Origin of the sequence: Streptomyces sp. SAI-170 (genome assembly GCF_049739565.1) — a bacterium.
In the GTDB taxonomy this organism is placed as follows: domain Bacteria; phylum Actinomycetota; class Actinomycetes; order Streptomycetales; family Streptomycetaceae; genus Streptomyces.
In genome coordinates this window covers 5,993,618-6,012,610 of the sequence record NZ_JBMGQD010000001.1, presented here as the reverse complement: position 1 = coordinate 6,012,610, position 18,993 = coordinate 5,993,618, and the positions used below count along the sequence as shown (strand labels likewise).

18 protein-coding genes are annotated in these 18,993 nt (G+C 71.7%); 9 read left to right on the top strand and 9 right to left on the bottom strand.

Features of this window, described 5'->3' with window-relative positions; genetic code table 11:
- Nucleotides 1-120 precede the first annotated feature (120 nt).
- Entirely contained in the window at nucleotides 121-1,155 is a 1,035-nt protein-coding gene (locus RKD23_RS27025) for a LacI family DNA-binding transcriptional regulator (protein ID WP_424856039.1), read from the top strand.
- A 97-nt stretch (nucleotides 1,156-1,252) separates the two neighbouring features.
- Nucleotides 1,253-2,080: a phosphatase PAP2 family protein gene (locus RKD23_RS27020; protein ID WP_424856038.1), complete on the top strand. Its 828-nt coding sequence runs from the start codon at nucleotides 1,253-1,255 to the stop codon at nucleotides 2,078-2,080.
- A 141-nt stretch (nucleotides 2,081-2,221) separates the two neighbouring features.
- Here the strand turns inward: RKD23_RS27020 and RKD23_RS27015 are convergent, their stop codons facing one another.
- Nucleotides 2,222-5,239, bottom strand: coding sequence for a bifunctional [glutamine synthetase] adenylyltransferase/[glutamine synthetase]-adenylyl-L-tyrosine phosphorylase (locus RKD23_RS27015; protein ID WP_424856037.1), 3,018 nt, complete (start codon nucleotides 5,237-5,239; stop codon nucleotides 2,222-2,224).
- Nucleotides 5,240-5,400: 161 nt separating this feature from the next.
- Here RKD23_RS27015 and RKD23_RS27010 point away from each other — a divergent pair, with 161 nt between their 5' ends.
- Nucleotides 5,401-5,838: a VOC family protein gene (locus RKD23_RS27010; RefSeq protein WP_424856036.1), complete on the top strand. Its 438-nt coding sequence runs from the start codon at nucleotides 5,401-5,403 to the stop codon at nucleotides 5,836-5,838.
- Between the two features lie 91 nt (nucleotides 5,839-5,929).
- Here RKD23_RS27010 and RKD23_RS27005 read toward each other — a convergent pair whose 3' ends face one another.
- From RKD23_RS27005 to RKD23_RS26990, 4 genes are read right to left on the bottom strand one after another with little or no spacing between them, the layout of a single operon-like run.
- Nucleotides 5,930-7,132 carry an ABC transporter permease gene (locus tag RKD23_RS27005; protein WP_424856035.1) on the bottom strand — a complete coding sequence of 401 codons (1,203 nt, stop codon included), beginning with the start codon at nucleotides 7,130-7,132 and terminating at the stop codon, nucleotides 5,930-5,932.
- Entirely contained in the window at nucleotides 7,129-7,842 is a 714-nt protein-coding gene (locus RKD23_RS27000; protein WP_424856034.1) for an ABC transporter ATP-binding protein, read from the bottom strand. The genes RKD23_RS27005 and RKD23_RS27000 overlap by 4 nt, the downstream gene beginning before the upstream one ends.
- Nucleotides 7,839-9,002: a peptidoglycan-binding protein gene (locus tag RKD23_RS26995; RefSeq protein ID WP_424856033.1), complete on the bottom strand. Its 1,164-nt coding sequence runs from the start codon at nucleotides 9,000-9,002 to the stop codon at nucleotides 7,839-7,841. The genes RKD23_RS27000 and RKD23_RS26995 overlap by 4 nt, the downstream gene beginning before the upstream one ends.
- Complete coding sequence (locus tag RKD23_RS26990) at nucleotides 9,002-9,553, bottom strand: hypothetical protein (protein WP_424856032.1); 552 nt, start codon at nucleotides 9,551-9,553, stop codon at nucleotides 9,002-9,004. Before RKD23_RS26990 ends, RKD23_RS26995 begins: the two co-directional genes overlap by 1 nt.
- Before the next feature lie 143 nt (nucleotides 9,554-9,696).
- On the opposite strand from RKD23_RS26990, the gene RKD23_RS26985 reads away from it, so the two are divergent.
- The 5 genes from RKD23_RS26985 (at nucleotide 9,697) to RKD23_RS26965 (ending at nucleotide 13,567) form a co-directional block, all read left to right on the top strand.
- Nucleotides 9,697-10,353, top strand: a complete 657-nt coding sequence (locus RKD23_RS26985) for a response regulator transcription factor (RefSeq protein WP_424856031.1) — start codon at nucleotides 9,697-9,699, stop codon at nucleotides 10,351-10,353.
- Entirely contained in the window at nucleotides 10,350-11,591 is a 1,242-nt protein-coding gene (locus RKD23_RS26980; protein ID WP_404034697.1) for a sensor histidine kinase, read from the top strand. The genes RKD23_RS26985 and RKD23_RS26980 overlap by 4 nt, the downstream gene beginning before the upstream one ends.
- 102 nt (nucleotides 11,592-11,693) lie before the next feature.
- Entirely contained in the window at nucleotides 11,694-11,996 is a 303-nt protein-coding gene (locus RKD23_RS26975; protein WP_424856030.1) for a response regulator transcription factor, read from the top strand.
- 93 nt (nucleotides 11,997-12,089) lie between these two features.
- Nucleotides 12,090-12,497 carry a peptidase inhibitor family I36 protein gene (locus tag RKD23_RS26970; RefSeq protein ID WP_404034701.1) on the top strand — a complete coding sequence of 136 codons (408 nt, stop codon included), beginning with the start codon at nucleotides 12,090-12,092 and terminating at the stop codon, nucleotides 12,495-12,497.
- A gap of 314 nt (nucleotides 12,498-12,811) precedes the next feature.
- Nucleotides 12,812-13,567 carry a hypothetical protein gene (locus tag RKD23_RS26965; protein WP_424856029.1) on the top strand — a complete coding sequence of 252 codons (756 nt, stop codon included), beginning with the start codon at nucleotides 12,812-12,814 and terminating at the stop codon, nucleotides 13,565-13,567.
- A 72-nt stretch (nucleotides 13,568-13,639) separates the two neighbouring features.
- Here RKD23_RS26965 and RKD23_RS26960 read toward each other — a convergent pair whose 3' ends face one another.
- The 4 genes from RKD23_RS26960 to RKD23_RS26945 form a co-directional block, all read right to left on the bottom strand.
- On the bottom strand, nucleotides 13,640-13,882 hold the full coding sequence (locus RKD23_RS26960; RefSeq protein ID WP_424856028.1) for a hypothetical protein: 243 nt from the start codon (nucleotides 13,880-13,882) through the stop codon (nucleotides 13,640-13,642).
- A 140-nt stretch (nucleotides 13,883-14,022) separates the two neighbouring features.
- Nucleotides 14,023-15,777, bottom strand: coding sequence for an NAD+ synthase (locus tag RKD23_RS26955; protein ID WP_424856027.1), 1,755 nt, complete (start codon nucleotides 15,775-15,777; stop codon nucleotides 14,023-14,025).
- A 67-nt stretch (nucleotides 15,778-15,844) separates the two neighbouring features.
- Entirely contained in the window at nucleotides 15,845-16,471 is a 627-nt protein-coding gene (locus RKD23_RS26950) for a DUF305 domain-containing protein (RefSeq protein WP_404034707.1), read from the bottom strand.
- A complete protein-coding gene (locus RKD23_RS26945; RefSeq protein WP_424856026.1) occupies nucleotides 16,468-17,136 on the bottom strand; it encodes a DUF3105 domain-containing protein in 669 nt (222 codons plus the stop codon). Before RKD23_RS26945 ends, RKD23_RS26950 begins: the two co-directional genes overlap by 4 nt.
- A 327-nt stretch (nucleotides 17,137-17,463) precedes the next feature.
- Here RKD23_RS26945 and RKD23_RS26940 point away from each other — a divergent pair, with 327 nt between their 5' ends.
- Nucleotides 17,464-18,825, top strand: a complete 1,362-nt coding sequence (locus RKD23_RS26940; RefSeq protein ID WP_399640534.1) for a glutamine synthetase family protein — start codon at nucleotides 17,464-17,466, stop codon at nucleotides 18,823-18,825.
- Nucleotides 18,826-18,993: the final 168 nt, after the last annotated feature.

Genomic DNA, 18,993 nt, shown 5'->3' with positions numbered 1-18,993 from the left:
CTCTTGCCGCACTTTTCACGAGGGGACGCCATGCCGCAGCAACCAGCGCGCCGGTCAACCGCCCGCACCCGGCGTCCGGTTGGTGTGCAAGGCGACATACGACCGGTACAGTCCACTGCCGTGACCACACGGCTTGCGGACATCGCTGCGCAGGCGGGGGTGAGCGAAGCGACCGTCAGCCGCGTCCTCAACGGGAAGCCAGGCGTCGCCGCCACCACCCGCCAGGCCGTGCTGGCCGCGCTCGACGTCCTCGGCTACGAGCGTCCCGTGCGGCTGCGCCAGCGCAGCGCCGGCCTCGTCGGCCTGATCACGCCCGAGCTGGAGAACCCGATATTCCCGGCCCTGGCGCAGGTCATCGGCCAGGCGCTGACCCGCCAGGGCTACACCCCGGTGCTCGCCACCCAGACCCCCGGCGGCTCGACCGAGGACGAGCTGACCGAGATGCTGGTCGACCGCGGGGTGGCCGGCATCATCTACGTCTCGGGACTGCACGCCGACACCACCGCCGACATGCAGCGCTACGAGCAGCTGCGGGCGCAGGGCGTGCCCTTCGTGCTGGTGGACGGCTTCTCCCCCAAGGTGCAGGCGCCGTTCATCTCCCCCGACGACCGGGCGGCGATGAGCCTCGCGGTCACGCATCTCGCCTCGCTCGGTCACACCCGGATAGGGCTCGCGCTCGGGCCGAAGCGGTTCGTGCCGGTCCAGCGGAAGATAGAGGGCTTCGTCCGCGCCATGCAGGAGCAGCTGGGCCTGGACCCGGAGGGCGTGGAGTCCGACCTCGTGCAGCACTCGCTGTACACCCTGGAGGGCGGTCAGGCGGCCGCCACGGCCCTCATCGGGCGGGACTGCACGGCCGTGGTGTGCGCCAGCGACATGATGGCTCTCGGCGCGATAAGGGCGGCCCGGCAGCTCGGCCTGGAGGTCCCCCGGGACATCTCCGTGGTCGGCTTCGACGACTCCCCGCTGATCGCCTTCACCGACCCGCCTCTGACGACCGTACGCAAGCCGGTTCCGGCGATGGGCCAGGCCGCGGTGCGCACGCTGCTCGAGGAGATCGGCGGGACGCCCGCCCCGCACAGCGAGTTCGTGTTCATGCCGGAGCTGGTGGTGCGCGGCTCGACCGCGTCGGCCCCCGGCAACCACCATCGCCCGTAGGGCCGGGACGGGGCTCCTCCCGGGCCCCGGGGGTGCGTCCCCGAGCCGACCGGGGGATGATCGGGGGGATGGGGAATGTCTGGCAGACTCTGTGCCCATGGGTGAGACGACCGTGACGACACTGGAAGGCCGCGAAGAGGCGGTCGTTCCGCAGACTGTCACGGACAATTCGGGGCAGAGTCTGCTGCACCGGGTACGCGCCCCGCGACGGCCCCGGCTGTGGTTCGAGATCCTTCTGATCGCGGTGAGTTACTGGACGTACTCGCTCATCCGCAACGCCGTCCCGGAGCAGAAGTCGCAGGCGCTGCGCAACGCCGACTGGATCTGGCAGGCCGAGCACAGCATCGGCATCGCCGTCGAGCAGTCCGTGAACCACGCCGTGAACTCGGTGACTTGGCTCATCGTCGGCATGAACTACTACTACGCCACCCTGCACTTCGTCGTCACGCTCGGTGTTCTCGTGTGGCTCTACCGCAGTCACCCCGGACGCTATGCGGCGACCCGCCTGGTCCTGTTCGCCACCACCGGCGTGGCCCTGGTCGGTTACTACCTGTATCCGCTCGCGCCGCCCCGGTTGATGAACGGCGCGGACTTCATCGACACCGTGGTCGTCCACCAGACCTGGGGCTCGATGGCCTCCGGCGACCTGAAGAACATGTCGAACCAGTACGCCGCGATGCCGTCCATGCACATCGGGTGGTCGCTGTGGTGCGGCCTGACGATCTTCGCGCTGGCGTCGGTGCCGTGGGTGAAGGTGCTGGGTCTGGTGTATCCGGCCCTCACGCTGGTGGTCATCGTGGCCACCGCCAACCACTTCTGGCTGGACGCGGTGGGCGGCATGCTGTGCCTGACGTTCGGGTACGCCGTGGCGCGGGTCTGGTACGGGGACCTGCCGTATCGGTTGCCGCGGGCCGTGGGTGGCTGATTCCGTCCGTCGGCGGCTGCGGGTCGTGTGCGGTTGCTCGCGCAGTTCCCCGCGCCCCTTAAGGTGCGTGCCCTCAGGGGCGCGCGGAACTGCGCGACCAGCCACGAACCACCCGCAGCCGCCGGCGAACGCCGACACCCCCTAACGGTCGGCGTAGAACAGCTCGTCCACCACCGCACGGGCCCGCCGGGTCGTACGCCGGTAGTCGTCCAGCATGTCCCCCACGTGCCCGGGCCCGTACCCGAGGTAGCGCCCCACCGCGGCCAGCTCGCGCGGATCGGACGGGAACGTGTCCCCGGCCCGTCCCCGTACCAGCATCACGGCGTTGCGCACGCGCGTGGCGAGCACCCAGGCGTTGTCGAGGGTCTGGGTGTCCTCCTCCGAGAGGAGCCCCGCGGCGAGCGCGGCGGCGAGCGCCTCACGTGTCCGGGTGGTCCGCAGTCCGGGCACCTGCGCGCCGTGCCGCATCTGGAGCAGCTGCACGGTCCACTCCACGTCGGACAGCCCGCCGGGCCCCAGCTTGGCGTGCAGCTTGGGGTCGACGCCGCGGGGCAGCCGCTCCGTCTCCATGCGGGCCTTCAGGCGCCTGATCTCCCGGACGGACTCCTCCGGCAGGCCCCCCGCGGGGTACCTCAGCGGGTCGATCAGCTCGACGAAGCGGCGGCCCAGGTCCGCGTCCCCCGCGAACGGCTCGGCGCGCAGCAGCGCCTGCGACTCCCACACCAGGGACCACCGCCGGTAGTACGCCTCGTACGACTTGAGCGTACGGACGAGGGGGCCCGACTTGCCCTCGGGCCGCAGGTCGGCGTCGATCAGCAGGGGCGGGTCGGCGCTGGGGATCTGCAGCAGGCGGCGCATCTCGGAGACGACCTTGTTCGCCGCCTCGGCGGCCTCCCGCTCGCTGACCCCGTCGCGGGGCTCGTGGACGAAGACGACGTCCGCGTCGGAGCCGTAGCCGAGCTCGTGACCGCCGAAGCGGCCCATGCCGATGATCGCGAACCGGGTGGGCAGGGTGTCGCCCCAGCCCTCGCGGACTACCGCGCGCAGGGTGCCCGCCAGGGTCGCCGCCGTCAGGTCGGAGACGGCGCCGCCCACCCGGTCCACCAGCGCGCCCTCGTCGGCCTCGGCGGGCCGGATCTCGGTGCCGTAGGAGCCGACGATGTCCGCGGCGGCCGTGCGGAACAGCTCGCGGCGGCGGACGCCACGGGCGGCGGTGACGGCCTGTGCGGCGTTCTCGGCGCGGCCGACGGCGGCGAGCACCTCCTGCTCCAGATGGGCGCGGGTGCGCGGGGCGAGCCCTCCCACGGGCCCGGCCCCGCCGCCGTCGCCGTCGCCGAGCAGGGCGACCGCCTCGGGGGCGCGCATCAGCAGGTCGGGGGCGAGCCGGCCGGCCGACAGCACCCGGGCGAGGTTCTGCGCGGCGGCGCCCTCGTCGCGCAGCAGCCGCAGATACCAGGGCGTCTTGCCGAGCGCGTCGGAGACCTTGCGGAAGTTCAGCAGGCCCGCGTCGGGGTCGGCGGAGTCGGCGAACCAGCCCAGCAGCACCGGCAGCAGGGTGCGCTGGATGGCGGCCTTGCGGGTGACGCCGGAGGCGAGGGCCTCCAGGTGCCGCAGGGCCGCGGCCGGGTCGGCGTAGCCGAGGGCGATGAGCCGCTCGCGGGCGGCCTCGGGGCTGAGCCGGGCCTCACCGGGGGCGAGCTGGGCGACGGCGTCCAGGAGCGGGCGGTAGAACAGCTTCTCGTGCAGTCGGCGTACGACACCGGTGTGGCGGCGCCACTCGCGGTTGAGCTCGGCGACCGGGTCGGTGCGCAGGCCCAGCGAGCGGCCCAGGCGGCGCTGGTCGGCCTCGGCCTCGGGCACCAGGTGGGTGCGGCGCAGCCGGTAGAGCTGGATGCGGTGCTCCATGGAGCGCAGGAAGCGGTACGCCTCGTCGAGCCGGCCGGCGTCCTCCCGGCCGACGTACCCGCCGGCGGCGAGGGCCTGGAGCGCGTCCAGGGTGGTGCCGCTGCGCAGGCCCGCGTCGGTGCGGCCGTGGACCAGCTGGAGGAGCTGCACGGCGAACTCGACGTCCCTGAGGCCGCCGGGGCCGAGCTTGAGCTCGCGGTCGACCTCGGCGGCGGGGATGTTCTCCACGACCCGGCGGCGCATCTTCTGCACGTCGGCGACGAAGTTCTCCCGCTCGGCGGCCTGCCAGACCAGCGGCTGCAGCGCGGCGACGTACGCCTCGCCGAGCTCCAGGTCGCCGGCGACCGGGCGGGCCTTGAGCAGGGCCTGGAACTCCCAGGTCTTCGCCCAGCGCTGGTAGTAGGCGAGGTGGCTGCTGAGGGTGCGCACGAGCGGGCCGTTGCGGCCCTCGGGGCGCAGGTTGGCGTCGACCGGCCAGATCGAGCCCTCGATCGTCGTCTCGGAGCAGATCCGCATCATGTGCGAGGCGAGCTTGGTGGCCGCGCGCAGGGCTTTGCCCTCGTCGGCGCCGTCGACGGCCTCGCCCACGAAGATGACGTCGACGTCGGAGACGTAGTTGAGCTCGTGTCCGCCGCACTTGCCCATCGCGATCACCGCGAGCCGGCACAGCGCGGCGTCGCCGGGCGCGTCCGCGCGGGCTATGGCGAGGGCGGCGCGGAGCGTGGCGGTGGCGAGGTCGGCCAGCTCGGCGGCGGTCTGGGCGATGTCGGTGGTGCCGCACACGTCGCGGGCGGCGATGGACAGCAGACAGCGCCGGTAGGCGACCCGCAGCGCGACCGGGTCGCCCGCCTCGGCCAGGCCCCGCTCGAACTCCTCGACGCCCGGGTGCAGATCGCGCGGCTCATACATGACCAGCGCCCGCCAGTCGTCCGGGTGCCGGGCCAGATGGTCGCCGAGCGCGGCGGAGGCGCCGAGCACCCCGAGCAGCCGGTCGCGCAGCGGCTTGGCCGCTATCAGGGTGTCCAGCAGTTCCCGGCGCGCGGTGGGGGCGGGCTGGGCCTCCAGGAGGCGGACCAGGGCGCTCAGGGCGAGGTCGGGGTCGGCGGTGGCGCCGAGGGCCTCCAGCAGCACGGGGTCGTTGCGCACGGCGGCCAGCTCGGTGCTGTCCAGGAGGCGTTCGGCGGCGGTGGCGTCGGTGAAACCGTGCCGCAGCAGCCGTGTGAAGGTACTGCTTCTGCGCCCCGGCGCCGTCATGCCCCGCCTCCTCAAGGTCGTTCGCAGTCGAGCGTAACCGCAGTCCCGGCCGGGGGCGCTGCCGAGTTCTGCCCGTGAGACGGACCGTAGGGGTGGCGGCGGGGGCGGCTTTCGAGTTCGGTGGGGTGAACGCTTTCGGCGAATGCGAAGGGAGTCCCGCCATGCAGATGAGCCTCGAGGTGGTCCTGCTGCCCGTGTCGGACGTGGACCGGGCCAAGGAGTTCTACCGCGACAAGGTCGGCTTCCATGTGGACCTCGACGGCGAGGTGATGCCGGGCGTACGGATCGTGCAGCTCACGCCGCCCGGCTCGGGCTGCTCGATCGCCCTGGTGGACGGCCTTCAGGTGCCGACGGGCACCCCGCAGCCCGGCACGTACCACGGCCTCCAGCTCTGTGTCACCGACGCCAAGGCCGCCTACGAGGAGCTGACCGCCCGCGGCCTGGAGGTCACCGAGCCGCAGCAGTTCGCCCCGCAGGACGGCGCGACCTTCATGTACTTCAAGGACCCCGACGGCAACGGCTGGGCCATCCAGGAGTACCGCCGCCGCCTGACGGAACCCCTCCACAAGGTCCTGGCGGCGCTGGCGGAGGACGCCTGACGGTGTGGTCATGGTTTGTTGCACCCCGAGCCACCGGAAGGAACGTTTCCGGGGCCGCCTCGGCGCGACAAACCATGACCACGCTCCCTCCTCACGGGGCCGCGAGGGCCTCCGTCGGGGAGAGGCGGGAGGCCTGGATCGCGGGGTAGAGGCCTGCTGCTGCGCCTATCAGGAGCGTCGACGCCAGGCCGCCGGCCGTTGCCCAGGGGGGGACCACTGCGGGCCAGGACTGGGTGGCGGCGTAGCCCGCGGTGACCCCGATGCCGAGGAGGACGCCGCCTAGGCCGCCGAGGGCGGACAGCAGGAGCGACTCGGCGAGGAACTGGAGCCGGATCTGGCCTCGGCTCGCACCGAGGGCCCGGCGCAGGCCGATCTCGGGGCGGCGCTCCAGCACGGAGATCACCATGGTGTTGGCCACCCCGATGCCGCCGACCAGCAGGGCGACGGCCCCGAGGCCGAGGAGCAGCGCGCCCAGCGTCCGGTCGGTGGCACGGCGGGCGGCGAGCGCGTCGGAGGGGCGGGAGACCCGCACCTCGTTGGGCGCCTCGGGGTTGGCGGTGGCCGCGAGGACGGACCGTACGGCTTCCACGGAGGGTTCGGCGGAGCGTACGTAGACGAAGGTCGGGTGCCCGTCGAAGCCGAGGTGGCGCTGTGCGGCCGGCCAGCCGACCAGCGCGGCCGTGTCCAGTTCCTTGGCCAGGGGGACGGGGTCGAGGATGCCGGCCACGCCGAACCACTCGCCGCCCAGCCAGATCCGTACGCCCGGGGTGTGCACGCCGAGCCGCCGGGCGGCCTTCGCGCCGAGGACGACGGCCGGGTGGCGGGCGGTCGCGGCGTTCAGCCAGGAGCCGGTGGTGACCCGGCCGCCGAGGGTGCGCAGCAGGTCGGCGCGGGTGGCCAGCACCTCGATGCTGCCGGTGCTGCCGCTGGGGACGTGGTCGTTGCGGTAGGCGTGCGCCTCGATCCGGCCGACCTCGGAGACCGAGCGGACCGGGGCGATCCGGTCGATCATGCGGACCGACTCCTGGGGCAGCCGGGCGTCGGTGCCGTAGAGGGTGGTGCCGGGGCTGACCGTGAGCAGGTTGGTGCCGAGCCGGTCCAGGGTGCGGTCGAGGTCGGCGCGGCTGGAGGCGGAGATGCCGACGACCGCGAGCATGGCCGCGATGCCGATGGCGATGCCGACCGCGGAGAGGAAGACCCGCAGGGGGCGGGCCCGCAGGCCTGCCGCGCCGACCCGGGCGACGTCGGCGGGGCGCAGCCGGGCGTGCGGGCGCAGGGGCGAGGGTGTGCTCATCGGGTGCCGCCTTCCGCTCTCGGGGCCGGTGTGAGCGAGCCGTCGCGTACGTGCACCTGGCGGGGCAGCGACGCGGCGATCTCCCGGTCGTGGGTGATGACGACGACCGTCGTGCCGGCCGCGTGCAGGTCCCGCAGCACCCGCATCACGCCGGCGCCGGAGGCGGAGTCCAGGTTGCCGGTGGGTTCGTCGGCGAGCAGGAGGGCCGGTTCGCCGGCGACCGCGCGGGCGATGGCCACGCGTTGCCGTTCGCCGCCGGACAGCTGGTGCGGCGAGTGGACGAGGCGGTGGGCGAGGCCCACCCGGGTGAGGGCGGCCTCTGCGGCGGCCCGGCGCTCGCGCAGGGGCACGCCGGCGTAGAGCAGCCCGTCGGCGACGTTGTCGAGCACCGGGACGCCCGCCGCGAGGTGGAACTGCTGGAAGACGAAGCCGATGCGGGAGGCCCGCAGCGCCGACAGCCTGCGGTCGGTGAGGCGGGAGATGTCGTGGCCGTCGATGCGTACGGTGCCCGACGTGGGCCGGTCCAGGGTGCCGAGGATGTGCAGCAGCGTGGACTTGCCCGAGCCGGAGGGGCCCACGATGCCGAGCAGTTCGCCGCGGCGGATGTCCAGGTCGACGTCCCGCAGCGCGGTGACGCCGCCGGGGTAGGTCTTGGACACGCCGCGCAGTTCGGCCACGGGCGTGGCTGTCGCCGTACCGTCGTCGCTCATTCGGGCATCCCCACGGTCGTGCCCTCGGCGAGGCCGGCGCCGTGCACCTCGACCAGTCCCTCGGCGAAGAGGCCGGTCCGCACGGGCACGATGCGGGTACGGGGCCTGGTGCCGGTGTCGTCGGAGTCCTCGACGACCTCCAGGCCGTAGCCGCCCTCGGCGAGGGCGAGCAGGGCCACGACGGGGACGGCGAGGACGTTCTCGCGGCGTTCGGCGGTGTAGCGGATGTCGACGGGGCCGGGGTCGGTGCCGCGCAGGGCCTGCTGCCGGGCGACGGCGATGGTGACGGTGACGGTGTCGTTCTGCGACCCGGAGCCGGACCCGCTGTCCGACGTCCCTTCGGAGGACTCCCCGGACCCGTCCGAGCCCCCGGTCCCGCCTCCGCTCCCTCCACTTGTCGAGGTGTCCCCCACCGCCGTGACCTTGCCCTCCACGGACTTGCCGCCTCCGATGCCTATCCGCACCCGTGTGCCGCGGGCCGCCCAGCCCGCCTCGCCGCTCTGGAGTTCGGCCGTGACCACCTTGGTGGTGCCGGTGCAGGTGAGGACCTGGGCGTTCGCGGTGGCGCCGAGGCGGACGGTCTGCTGGGCGACCCGCAGCCGGCCGGGGGCGTAGATCACCTGGTCGAGGGCGACGGTGCCGGTCCTGGGCAGACCGAGGTCGCGGTGCCAGCGCTTGACCGCGGCGGCGGTGTTGTCGGTGAACTCCTCGTCGACGCTGAAGCCGGTGTAGCCGAGGGCGGCCAGGTTGCTCTCGAACTGCAGGACGTCCGGGCCCTTGGCGTCCTCGGCGAGGGCCCGGTACATGGGCAGGGTGCCGTAGAGCAGGACGACGGGCCGGTCGTCGGCGCGCAGCAGCGCGTCGCCTCGTCCGACGAGGCTGCCGGCGGGGGGCAGCCAGGTGACGGTGCCGGTGGCCCGGGAGACGACCGGGGTGGTGGCGCCGTAGTCGAGGCGGCCGGTGAGAGTCGTCGCGTCGGTGAGGGTGCGGCGTACGACGTGGGCGGTGGCGGTCGGGGTGTCGTCCGGGGGCGGGGCGGCGTCGGACCGGCCGCCGCCCAGGCCGAGGGCGGCGACGGTGACCGCCGCCGCGGTGGCCGCCACCGCCGCGCCGCCCAGCACGACGCGGGTACGGCGGTGGCGGGGTGCCGGGGCGGTCATCAGCCGTTCACCGACCCTCCGCCGGAGCGCGGCAGGAGGTTGCGGCAGGCTTCGAGGGCCTTGCGGGCCTCGGGGTCGGTCTTGATGCGCCGGGCGAGGTCCTCGTCCAGCTCGGCCTCGCCGGTCCGCGGGTCGGGGTCGGGGTAGTCGGGCAGGCCGTGTTCGCGCAGGCAGGCGGCATAGCGGCCGCGCTTCTCGATGTCCTCCGCCGGGAGGCGGGGCGGCGCGGAGGCGGCGGGCTGGAGGGCGCGGCACTTCTCGGTGGCCGACATGATCTTCTCGACGGAGGTCTTCTCCTTGTCGATCTCGGGGGCGCCCTCGGTGGTCTCCTTCATCACGACGCCCTGGTCGCGCAGGCAGCGGGCGTACTTCTGGGCCTGTTCCTCGTCGTCGACCCGGCTGCCGCCGGCGCCGGGGGACGTCTGGGCGGTGGCGACCGAGGGCGTGTCGTCGGAGCCGCCGCACCCGGTGACGCCGAGTGCGAGGACGAGCAGGGGTACGGCGGCGAGCAGGCCGGTGCGCCGCGTGCGGCGGGTGCTGTGTCCCGTCATGTCGTGTTCTCTCCCCGTGGTTGCGGTTACTGTCCGCAGATGACATACGACGGTGTGTAAGTCCACTGTCAGGATTGGCGCTTATGAACGCCTTATGGAGGCTCGGGCAGCATCGCCCGGGACCGAGGGGGAGGTGGGCCGACGTGCGCGTACTCGTCGTCGAGGACGAGGAGATGCTCGCCGACGCGATCGCGGAGGGGCTGCGGCGGGAGTCGCTGGCGGTGGACGTCGCCTACGACGGCGCCGCGGCCCTGGAGCGGCTGGGCGTCAACGACTACGACGTGCTGGTGCTGGACCGGGACCTGCCGCGGGTGCACGGCGACGAGGTGTGCCGGACGGTGGTCGCGGAGGGCTACGGCACCCGGATCCTGATGCTGACGGTGGCGGGTGAGGTCGCCGACCGGATCGCCGGGCTGTCGCTGGGCGCGGACGACTATCTGCCGAAGCCGTTCGCGTTCGGGGAGTTGGTGGCCCGGGTGCGGGCGCTGGGGCGGCGGGCCCGGCCCGCCACTCCCCCGGTGCTGTCGCGGGCCGGGATCTCGCTGCATCCGGGGCCGCGCGAGGTGTACCGGGACGGGCGGTATGTGGCGTTGTCGCGGAAGGAGTTCGCGGTGCTGGAGGAGCTGCTGCGCGCGGAGGGCAGCGCGGTGAGCACCGAGCAGCTCCTCGAGAAGGCGTGGGACGAGAACATCGACCCGTTCACGAACGTCGTCCGGGTGACGGTGATGACCCTGCGCCGCAAGCTGGGACCGCCCCAAGTGGTGCTGACCGTGCCCGGGTTCGGGTACCGGATCCCATGAGCGCGGGCGTGGTGCAGCCGCCGAAGCGGACCATCCGGGTGCGGCTGACGCTGCTGTACGGCGGGCTGGTGATGCTGTCGGGAGTGACGCTGCTGCTGGTGACGTACGTGATGCTGGACCGGATCATCGCCACGCAGCCGATCGACATCACGTCGGTGTATCCGCCGCCGGGGGCGTCGGCGCCCGCGCAGACGCCCGGTGGCGGAGCGGAGGGCGCCGGGAACGAGGATCCCCTCGCGGCCAAGGAGCAGTACAAGGAGCAGGCGAGCGAGGCCGCGCGGCGGCTGCGGGCCGACTTCCGGCAGCGGACGCTGCGCCCGCTGGTGGTGGGCGGCTCGGTGGCGCTCGGTCTGTTCGCGGCCGGCGGGCTGCTGATCGGCTGGCTGGTGTCGGGCCGTACACTGCGGCCGATCAGCCGGATCACGGCGACGGCCCGGCGGGTCGCGGACCGCAGTCTGCACGAGCGGATCGGGCTGACAGGACCGCCCGACGAGCTGCGCGAACTGGCAGACACCTTCGACGACATGCTGCGCCGGCTGGACGCCGCCTTCGAGGGGCAGCGGCGGTTCGTCGCCAACGCCTCGCACGAGCTGAAGACGCCGCTGGCGATCAACCGGACGCTGCTGGAGGTGGCGATGGGCCGCCCCGACGCGCCGCCGCAGGTCACCCAGCTCGGGGAGAACCTGCTGGCGGTCAACGCCCGCCATGAGCGGCTGATCGACGGGCTGCTGACCCTGGCGCGCTCCCAGCACGCGGTGGCCGATCCCGTGCCGGTCGACCTGTCGGCGGTGGTGCGCCGGGTGACGGACCTGTCGCAGCCGGACGCCCGGCGGGCCGGGGTGACGCTCACGCTGGACGCGGTCCCGGTCTGGGTGCGGGGCGATCCGGTGCTGCTGGAGCGGCTGGCGCAGAACCTGGTGCAGAACGCCGTGCGGTACAACACCGACGGCGGCTGGGTGCGGGTGGTGTGCGGCGGCGACGGCCCGGCGGGGGCAGTGCTCACGGTGGACAACAGCGGGCCGGAGGTGGCGCCGTACGAGGTGCCCGCGCTGTTCGAGCCGTTCCGCCGGCTCGACGACCGGGTCGGCTCGGCGCAGGGCACGGGGCTCGGGCTGTCCATCGTGCGGTCGGTGGCGCGGGCGCACAGCGGCGAGGCGGACGCGGCACCGCGTGCCGGAGGCGGGCTCACGGTGCGGGTCACGCTCCCGGCACTGCGTGACAACAACGCCGAAGAATAGTTACTGCGGGGCATAGAATTCGAGAATTGATGTCATTTTACTGACGCGCCCTTACTCCTCCCGGTACCCTCCCTGAGCGGGGAAGAAGGATCGGGGGGACTAATGGATGCTTCTTACAGATGCCAGACGTGTGCGCTCTTCAGTTTGAATTGCGCCTCGGGGGCCGTCGGCGGGATGTCCGCACTCGAAAGAGTCCAGTTCCTGAGTGAACGCGAGTGGGATGTGTTCCGCCTGTTATCCCTGGGATCGTCGAATCGGGACGTGTCCCGCGCTCTCTACATCACGGAGCGTACAGTCAAGGCCCACATTGCCAGCATCGTGGCAAAGCTGGCCGTCAACGGGAGATTCCAGGCCGCTCTGGTGTCGTACGTCTACCACGTGCAGAACTGTCCCAAGGGCCAATAGCTGCCCAGCTGCACGATCTGGTGCCATTGCTTAGGCCCGACCGTCCCCGGCCGGGGGACCGGACAACGCGGGCGCTCGAATTCTGGAGGAGCAATGGTCCGAACCAACGTCAGGCGGAACCTCCGCCGCGCCGTCGCCACCGGCGCGGCGGTGGCCGCGCTCTGCGGCATCGGCATGGCGGGCGCCGGCTCGGCGTCCGCCGCCACCCACAAGAACGGTGTCGTGGAGACCGGCGAGCTGGGGCTCTACTACCTCGCCAACTACGGGACGCCGATCTTCGACCTGTACTACTCCGACGCCGACTTCAGCAACGACGTCTTCCCGGGCACCGGCATCCGCGCGGACAACAACACCGAGTCGGACTGGAACCGTGACACCTACACCTGGTGGGTGTGCACCGGCTACAACTACTCCGGCTCGTGCGGATACATTTCGCCGGGTGCGTACGGCAACCTGAACTCGACGTACAAGAACACGGTGTCGTCGGCGTACTTCAGCTGACGCGACAGCACCGCACAGAAGGAAACACCAGTCAGGACCGGTGCCCTGCCCATTGCAGCTGGGCAGGGCACTCGGCTGTCTGATCGTAATCGAGATTCGCGGAGTTCACGATGCCCCGATTGCACCTCCACGCTCGCAAACCGTTCGTAAGGTCGGCGTTAGGCCGGACGGGGACGACAGTGTGCACCGCCGTTCTCGCAATGACCGTCCTCATCTCCTGCTCCTCCGGTTCCGGTGGCTCGGGTTCCGGCCATCGGAAAAGCGAGCAAAATTCCGAACCGACAGTTTCGGACATTCCCCGGATCACCGCGGCCGTGGATCTCCGGCTGCCGCTCCAGGACTATCTTCTCGACGACCGTCAATTGCGGGATCTGGACCGGGCCCGGGTGGTCCTCATCGACCGGTGCATGCATGACTTCGGATTCACGTACGCGGTCCGCCAGCCGGCCGCCGACTACGGCCCGCGCAGCGCCACCGAGCGCCGCTACGGCATCACCGACGCCGCGGACGCCGCCGCGTACGGCTACGGGCTCGGGAAGCGCGACCCGGCCCTGCAGAAGCCGCCCGCACGCCCGGTCCTGCACGCCGACGCGGAGACCGTCTTGTTCGGCAAGGGCCGCTCCAGCATCAAGGGCCGCAAGGTCCCCGAGGGCGGCTGTATGACCCAAGCCGACCGCTCGCTCGGCTCGGTCGCGCCCGCGGGGACGGACCCGGGGCTGCCGCAGCAGCTGTCCTTCCGCGCCTTCGACCTGTCCAGGGCCGACTCCCGGGTGCGCGGGGCGATCCGCGCCTGGTCCGCGTGCATGGCCGAAAGCGGCCACGACTACGCCGACCCGCTCGCCCCGCTCGCCGATCCGGCCCTCACCGGCAGCACGAGCCGCCGCACGATCGCCACCGCCACGGCCGACATCCGCTGCAAGCAGCGCACCAACCTGGTCGGCGTCTGGTTCACCGTCGAGTCCGCCTACCACAAGCGCCTCATCGACCAGCACACCGAGGAGCTGGAGGCCGTCCGCGCGGCGAACACGGCCCGGCTGCGCACGGCCGCCACCCTGACGCGGGACGGCTGAGGGGCCGGCACCAGAAAGCCGCGGCGCGTTGACGCCGCGGCGATCCATCACCCGCTCCGGCGGGCGCTCGGCTCAGTTCTGTCCTGGTGGGGCAAAACCAGAGGGGTTCTGGTTCTCGGTCTCCTGGTTCAGGCCGCCGCCCGTACAGGTCGGCTGCTGACCCTTCGGGGTCTGGCCACCGTTGTTGCTGCACTGGGTGTCGACCGGCTGGATCTTGGCATCGGCGACGGTCGCGCCGCCGAGGCTCAGTGCGCATACGGCCGCCCCGGCGCCGAGCGCCGTGACGAGCCGCTTCACCGTGGGTCTGGTCGTCATAACCATCTGCCTCCAGTCCCGTTTCCCCGCCGCGGCGGAGGGTTTCGGACTGACGCGTCCCGGCCCACGCTTCTCCCCTGCACCTCACCGGGTCAAGACAAAACGGCGATTCTGTATAAAGAGACAGGTTTCGTACCGAACTACACGGTCTCGCGCCACCCGTTCGTGATCGGCAGGCGGCGGTCCTTGCCGAAGCCCTTCGGGGAGATCTTGGTGCCCGGCGGGTACTGGCGGCGCTTGTACTCGGCCGTGTCGACCATGCGGAGGGTCTTGGTGACCAGGGCGTGGTCGAAGCCGGCCGCGACGATTGTGTCGGCGCCCTCGTCTCGATCGACGTAGCGGGCGAGGATCGCGTCGAGGACCGGGTAGTCCGGCAGGGAGTCCGTGTCGACCTGGCCCGGGCGCAGCTCGGCGCTCGGGGGCTTGGTGATGGAGTTCTCCGGGATCGGCGGGGTCTGGCCGCGCTCGGCGGCGGCCCGGTTGCGCCATTCGGCCAGGCGGAAGATCGACGTCTTGTAGACGTCCTTGATGGGGCCGTAGGCGCCGACCGAGTCGCCGTAGAGCGTGGAGTAGCCGACCGCCAGCTCCGACTTGTTGCCGGGCGCGAGGACGATGTGGCCCTCCTGGTTGGAGATCGCCATCAGCAGGGTGCCGCGCAGCCGGGACTGGAGGTTCTCCTCGGCGAGGCCGGTGAGCCCGAGGGAGCCCATGTACGCGTCGAACATCGGCTCGATGGGCACCGTACGGAAGTTGAGGCCGGTGCGGCGGGCCAGTTCGGCGGCGTCGCCCTTGGAGTGCTCGGAGGAGTACTTGGACGGCATCGAGACGCCGTACACGTTCTCCGCGCCGACCGCGTCGCAGGCGATCGCCGCGACGAGGGCGGAGTCGATGCCGCCGGACAGGCCGATGAGGACCGAGCGGAAGCCGTTCTTCTGGACGTACGCCCTGAGGCCCACGACCAGCGCCGAGTAGACCTCCTCGTCGTCGTCGAGGCGGTCGGCGTAGGCGCCGGTGTGCTGGGGCTCGTAGGCGGGCAGCGGTTCCTCGGACAGGACCACGCGGTCGATGCGCAGGCCGTCGTCGACCACGCCGGTCGGCGCGTCTGCGGCGGCGGCCGGCAGGTCGAGGTCCAGGACCACACAGCCCTCGGAGAACTGCGGGGCCCGCGCGATCACCTCGCCGGACGCGTCGACGACGATCGAGTCGCCGTCGAAGACCAGCTCGTCCTGGCCGCCCATCATGGCGAGGTAGGCGGTGGTGCAGCCGGCCTCCTGGGCGCGCTTGCGGACCAGCTCCAGGCGGGTGTCGTCCTTGTCGCGCTCGTACGGGGAGGCGTTGATCGACAGCAGCAGGCCCGCCCCGGCGGAGCGTGCCGCGGGGACGCGGCCGCCGTCCTGCCAGAGGTCCTCGCAGATGGCGAGGGCCACGTCGACGCCGTGCACCCGCAGCACCGGCATGGTGTCGCCGGGCACGAAGTAGCGGAACTCGTCGAAGACGCCGTAGTTCGGCAGGTGGTGCTTGGCGTAGTTGAGCACCACCTCGCCGCGGTACAGCACCGCGCCCGCGTTCTGCGGGGCGCCCGCCGGCTGGCCGAACCTCGGCTGGGCGCTGTCGCTGCGGTCGAGGTAGCCGACGACGACCGGCAGCTCTCCGAAGCCCTCCTCGGCGAGCCGCGCCGCGAGGGTGCGCAGGGCCGCGCGGGAGGCGGCCACGAAGGAGGAGCGCAGGGCCAGGTCCTCGACGGGATACCCGGTCAGCACCATCTCCGGGAACGCCACCAGGTGCGCTCCCTGCTCGGCGGAGTGCCGGGTCCAGCGGAGGATCGTCTCGGTGTTGCCGGCGATGTCGCCGACACGGGAGTCGATCTGGTTCAGGGCGAGGCGAAGTTGAGGCACGCCCACAGTGTAATCGTCAGAGCGACGCGATGGGGGTGGGGCGGGGTGTGGCCCCGCCCACGGCCCGTCAGTCGCGGGGCGGGGCGCCCCGCTCCTTCAGCATCCCGGCCATCAGGTCGATCTCCGACTGCTGGGCGTCGACCATGCCCTGGGCGAGCTGCTTCTCCACACCGACCGCGCACTTCTCGGCGCAGCCCTTCGCCATGTGGATGCCGCCCTTGTGGTGGTCGGTCATCAGCTGGAGGTAGTACACCTCGGCCTTGCGCCCGCTGAGGGTCCCGAGCTTCTTCATCTCGGCGTCGGTCGCCATGCCGGGCATCAGCGAGCCCTCGCCCTCGGAGGGCATGTCGCCCATGCCCATCCAGCTCATCGGCGGGTCGGCGGACACCTTCGGCAGGCCCCACAGGTCCAGCCAGCCCAGCAGCATGCCGCGCTGGTTGGCCTGGGTCTGCGCGATGTCGTAGGCCAGGCGCCGTACCTCGACGTCGTCGGTGCGGTCGCGCACGATGTACGACATCTCCACCGCCTGCTGGTGGTGGATCGCCATGTCGCGGGCGAACCCGGCGTCGGCGGAGTCCGCGGACGGCTTGGCGCTCGACCCGCCGTCCCCGGCGACCGCGTAGGTGACGGCCCCGACCGCGACCAGCGCCGCCGCCGCGGCCCCGGCGATCCACCCGGCCTGCGCCTGCCTCACTCGGACAGCCCACCCTGGCAGGCGGCGCCCTTCTCCGGCGTCTGCTCGCCCTGGACGTACTTCTCGAAGAACTTGTCCACGTTCGGGTCGTCGGCGCCGGTCACCGTGCGCTGGTGGCCCCACGCGCTCAGCATGATCGGGTCGGCCTGCTTCTCGTCCGGGCTCATCAGGGTGTACGGCGTCTTCTTCACCTTCGCCGCGAGCGCCTCGACGTCGGCCTTGTCCGCCTTGGAGGTGTACGTCACCCAGACGGCGCCGTGCTCCAGCGAGTGCACCGCGTGCTCGTTCTTCAGCTCCTTCGTGTACACGTCGCCGTTGCAGTTCATCCACACCTGGTTGTGGTCACCGCCGACCGGGGGCTCGGAGAGGTACTTCACCGGCGTGTCGACGTGGGTGCGCGAGAGCGTGCCCTTCCAGGTCTTCACCCCGTCCTCGCCCGTGACGAACTTCCCGGAGCTGGTCTTGCCGTCGCTCGCGGTGTCGTCCTTGTCGTCGGACTGGGTCTGCACGAGGACGACGGCACCGGCGACCAGGCCGACGACGACCACCGCGCTGGCCACGATGGTGAGGATCCGGTTGCGACGCTCACGAGCGTGCTCGGCGCGCCGCATCTCCTCTATACGTGCCTTGCGGTCGGCGCTGCTGCTCTTCTTCGCGGAACCCATGGGGGGACCCCTTCTGGGGATGAGTGGGACGGACGAGTGCGCTGATCGTAATGGGCACGACAGCCCGTTTCGTAGGGCGGGCTCGTGATTGGCCGGTCCCTGGGCCGGTCCCCGTGGTCGTCGGCCATTACGGATGTCGGTGTCAGCAGGCAAGATGGGCTGGAGAGTGTTCACCTGGCGGTCGGCGGGCGTTCGGGCCGGAGTCGGCCGGACGATCATGGGCCGCAACGCGCATGAAATGGTGTTGTGGTGGGATGCTCAGGTGCCCGACCGCCTCTCGTGGCGCGAGAGCAGGCGGCCTGACCAGCAAGGATGGGGAAGCGGAAGATGGACAAGCAGCAGGAGTTCGTGCTCCGGACGTTGGAGGAGCGCGACATCCGGTTCGTACGGCTGTGGTTCACGGACGTGCTGGGCTTCCTCAAGTCCGTCGCCGTGGCCCCCGCGGAGCTGGAGCAGGCCTTCGACGAGGGCATCGGCTTCGACGGCTCCGCGATCGAGGGCTTCGCCCGGGTCTACGAGTCCGACATGATCGCCAAGCCGGACCCGTCGACGTTCCAGATCCTGCCGTGGCGCGCGGAGGCCCCCGGCACGGCCCGGATGTTCTGCGACATCCTCATGCCCGACGGCTCCCCGTCCTTCGCGGACCCGCGCTACGTCCTCAAGCGCGCCCTCGCCCGCACCTCCGACCTGGGCTTCACCTTCTACACCCACCCGGAGATCGAGTTCTTCCTGCTGAAGGACAAGCCGCTGGACGGCTCGCGCCCGACCCCGGCCGACAACTCCGGCTACTTCGACCACACCCCGCAGAACATCGGCATGGACTTCCGCCGCCAGGCGATCACCATGCTGGAGTCGATGGGCATCTCGGTGGAGTTCTCCCACCACGAGGGCGCCCCGGGCCAGCAGGAGATCGACCTGCGCTACGCCGACGCGCTGTCCACGGCCGACAACATCATGACGTTCCGCCTGGTCATGAAGCAGGTCGCGCTGGAGCAGGGCGTCCAGGCCACCTTCATGCCGAAGCCGTTCTCCGAGCACCCGGGCAGCGGCATGCACACCCACCTCTCCCTCTTCGAGGGCGACCGCAACGCGTTCTACGAGTCCGGCGCCGAGTACCAGCTCTCCAAGGTCGGCCGGTCCTTCATCGCGGGCCTGCTGAAGCACGCCGCCGAGATCTCCGCGGTCACCAACCAGTGGGTGAACTCCTACAAGCGCATCTGGGGCGGCTCCGAGCGCACCGCGGGCGCCGGCGGCGAGGCCCCGTCGTACATCTGCTGGGGCCACAACAACCGCTCGGCCCTGGTCCGCGTACCGATGTACAAGCCGGGCAAGACGGGCTCGGCGCGTGTCGAGGTCCGCTCGCTGGACTCGGGCGCGAACCCGTACCTGGCGTACGCGCTGCTGCTCGCCGCCGGTCTGAAGGGCATCGAGGAGGGCTACGAGCTTCCGCCGGGCGCCGAGGACGACGTGTGGGCGCTGTCCGACGCCGAGCGCCGCGCGATGGGCATCGAGCCGCTCCCGCAGAACCTGGGCGAGGCCCTGTCGCTGATGGAGCGCAGCGACCTCGCGGCCGAGACCCTCGGCGAACACGTCTTCGACTTCTTCCTGCGCAACAAGCGCCAGGAGTGGGAGGAGTACCGCAGCGAGGTGACCGCGTTCGAATTGCGGAAGAACCTGCCGGTACTGTGAGGCGGGTCCGCGCCGACGCGGAGCCTTGAGTTCACCGAGCGGCAACCCGGACGGTTCAAACCCGTCCACCGCCGTTTGTTATGACGATGTGATGACAGCGTCATAACAAACGGTTCTGCTCAAGGGTAGGTTCGATCGCCTGTTCCGGGGCGATCACCGGCGTCGGCC

What these genes read in the sequence shown, in the direction of transcription:
- RKD23_RS27020 (WP_424856038.1), top strand. Translation starts at nt 1,253, where the DNA reads ATGGGTGAGACGACCGTGACGACACTGGAAGGCCGCGAAGAGGCGGTC.
- RKD23_RS27015 (WP_424856037.1), bottom strand. Translation starts at nt 5,239, where the DNA reads ATGACGGCGCCGGGGCGCAGAAGCAGTACCTTCACACGGCTGCTGCGG.
- RKD23_RS27010 (WP_424856036.1), top strand. Translation starts at nt 5,401, where the DNA reads ATGCAGATGAGCCTCGAGGTGGTCCTGCTGCCCGTGTCGGACGTGGAC.
- RKD23_RS27005 (WP_424856035.1), bottom strand. Translation starts at nt 7,132, where the DNA reads ATGAGCACACCCTCGCCCCTGCGCCCGCACGCCCGGCTGCGCCCCGCC.
- RKD23_RS27000 (WP_424856034.1), bottom strand. Translation starts at nt 7,842, where the DNA reads ATGAGCGACGACGGTACGGCGACAGCCACGCCCGTGGCCGAACTGCGC.
- RKD23_RS26995 (WP_424856033.1), bottom strand. Translation starts at nt 9,002, where the DNA reads ATGACCGCCCCGGCACCCCGCCACCGCCGTACCCGCGTCGTGCTGGGC.
- RKD23_RS26990 (WP_424856032.1), bottom strand. Translation starts at nt 9,553, where the DNA reads ATGACGGGACACAGCACCCGCCGCACGCGGCGCACCGGCCTGCTCGCC.
- RKD23_RS26980 (WP_404034697.1), top strand. Translation starts at nt 10,350, where the DNA reads ATGAGCGCGGGCGTGGTGCAGCCGCCGAAGCGGACCATCCGGGTGCGG.
- RKD23_RS26975 (WP_424856030.1), top strand. Translation starts at nt 11,694, where the DNA reads ATGGATGCTTCTTACAGATGCCAGACGTGTGCGCTCTTCAGTTTGAAT.
- RKD23_RS26970 (WP_404034701.1), top strand. Translation starts at nt 12,090, where the DNA reads ATGGTCCGAACCAACGTCAGGCGGAACCTCCGCCGCGCCGTCGCCACC.
- RKD23_RS26960 (WP_424856028.1), bottom strand. Translation starts at nt 13,882, where the DNA reads ATGACGACCAGACCCACGGTGAAGCGGCTCGTCACGGCGCTCGGCGCC.
- RKD23_RS26945 (WP_424856026.1), bottom strand. Translation starts at nt 17,136, where the DNA reads ATGGGTTCCGCGAAGAAGAGCAGCAGCGCCGACCGCAAGGCACGTATA.
- RKD23_RS26940 (WP_399640534.1), top strand. Translation starts at nt 17,464, where the DNA reads ATGGACAAGCAGCAGGAGTTCGTGCTCCGGACGTTGGAGGAGCGCGAC.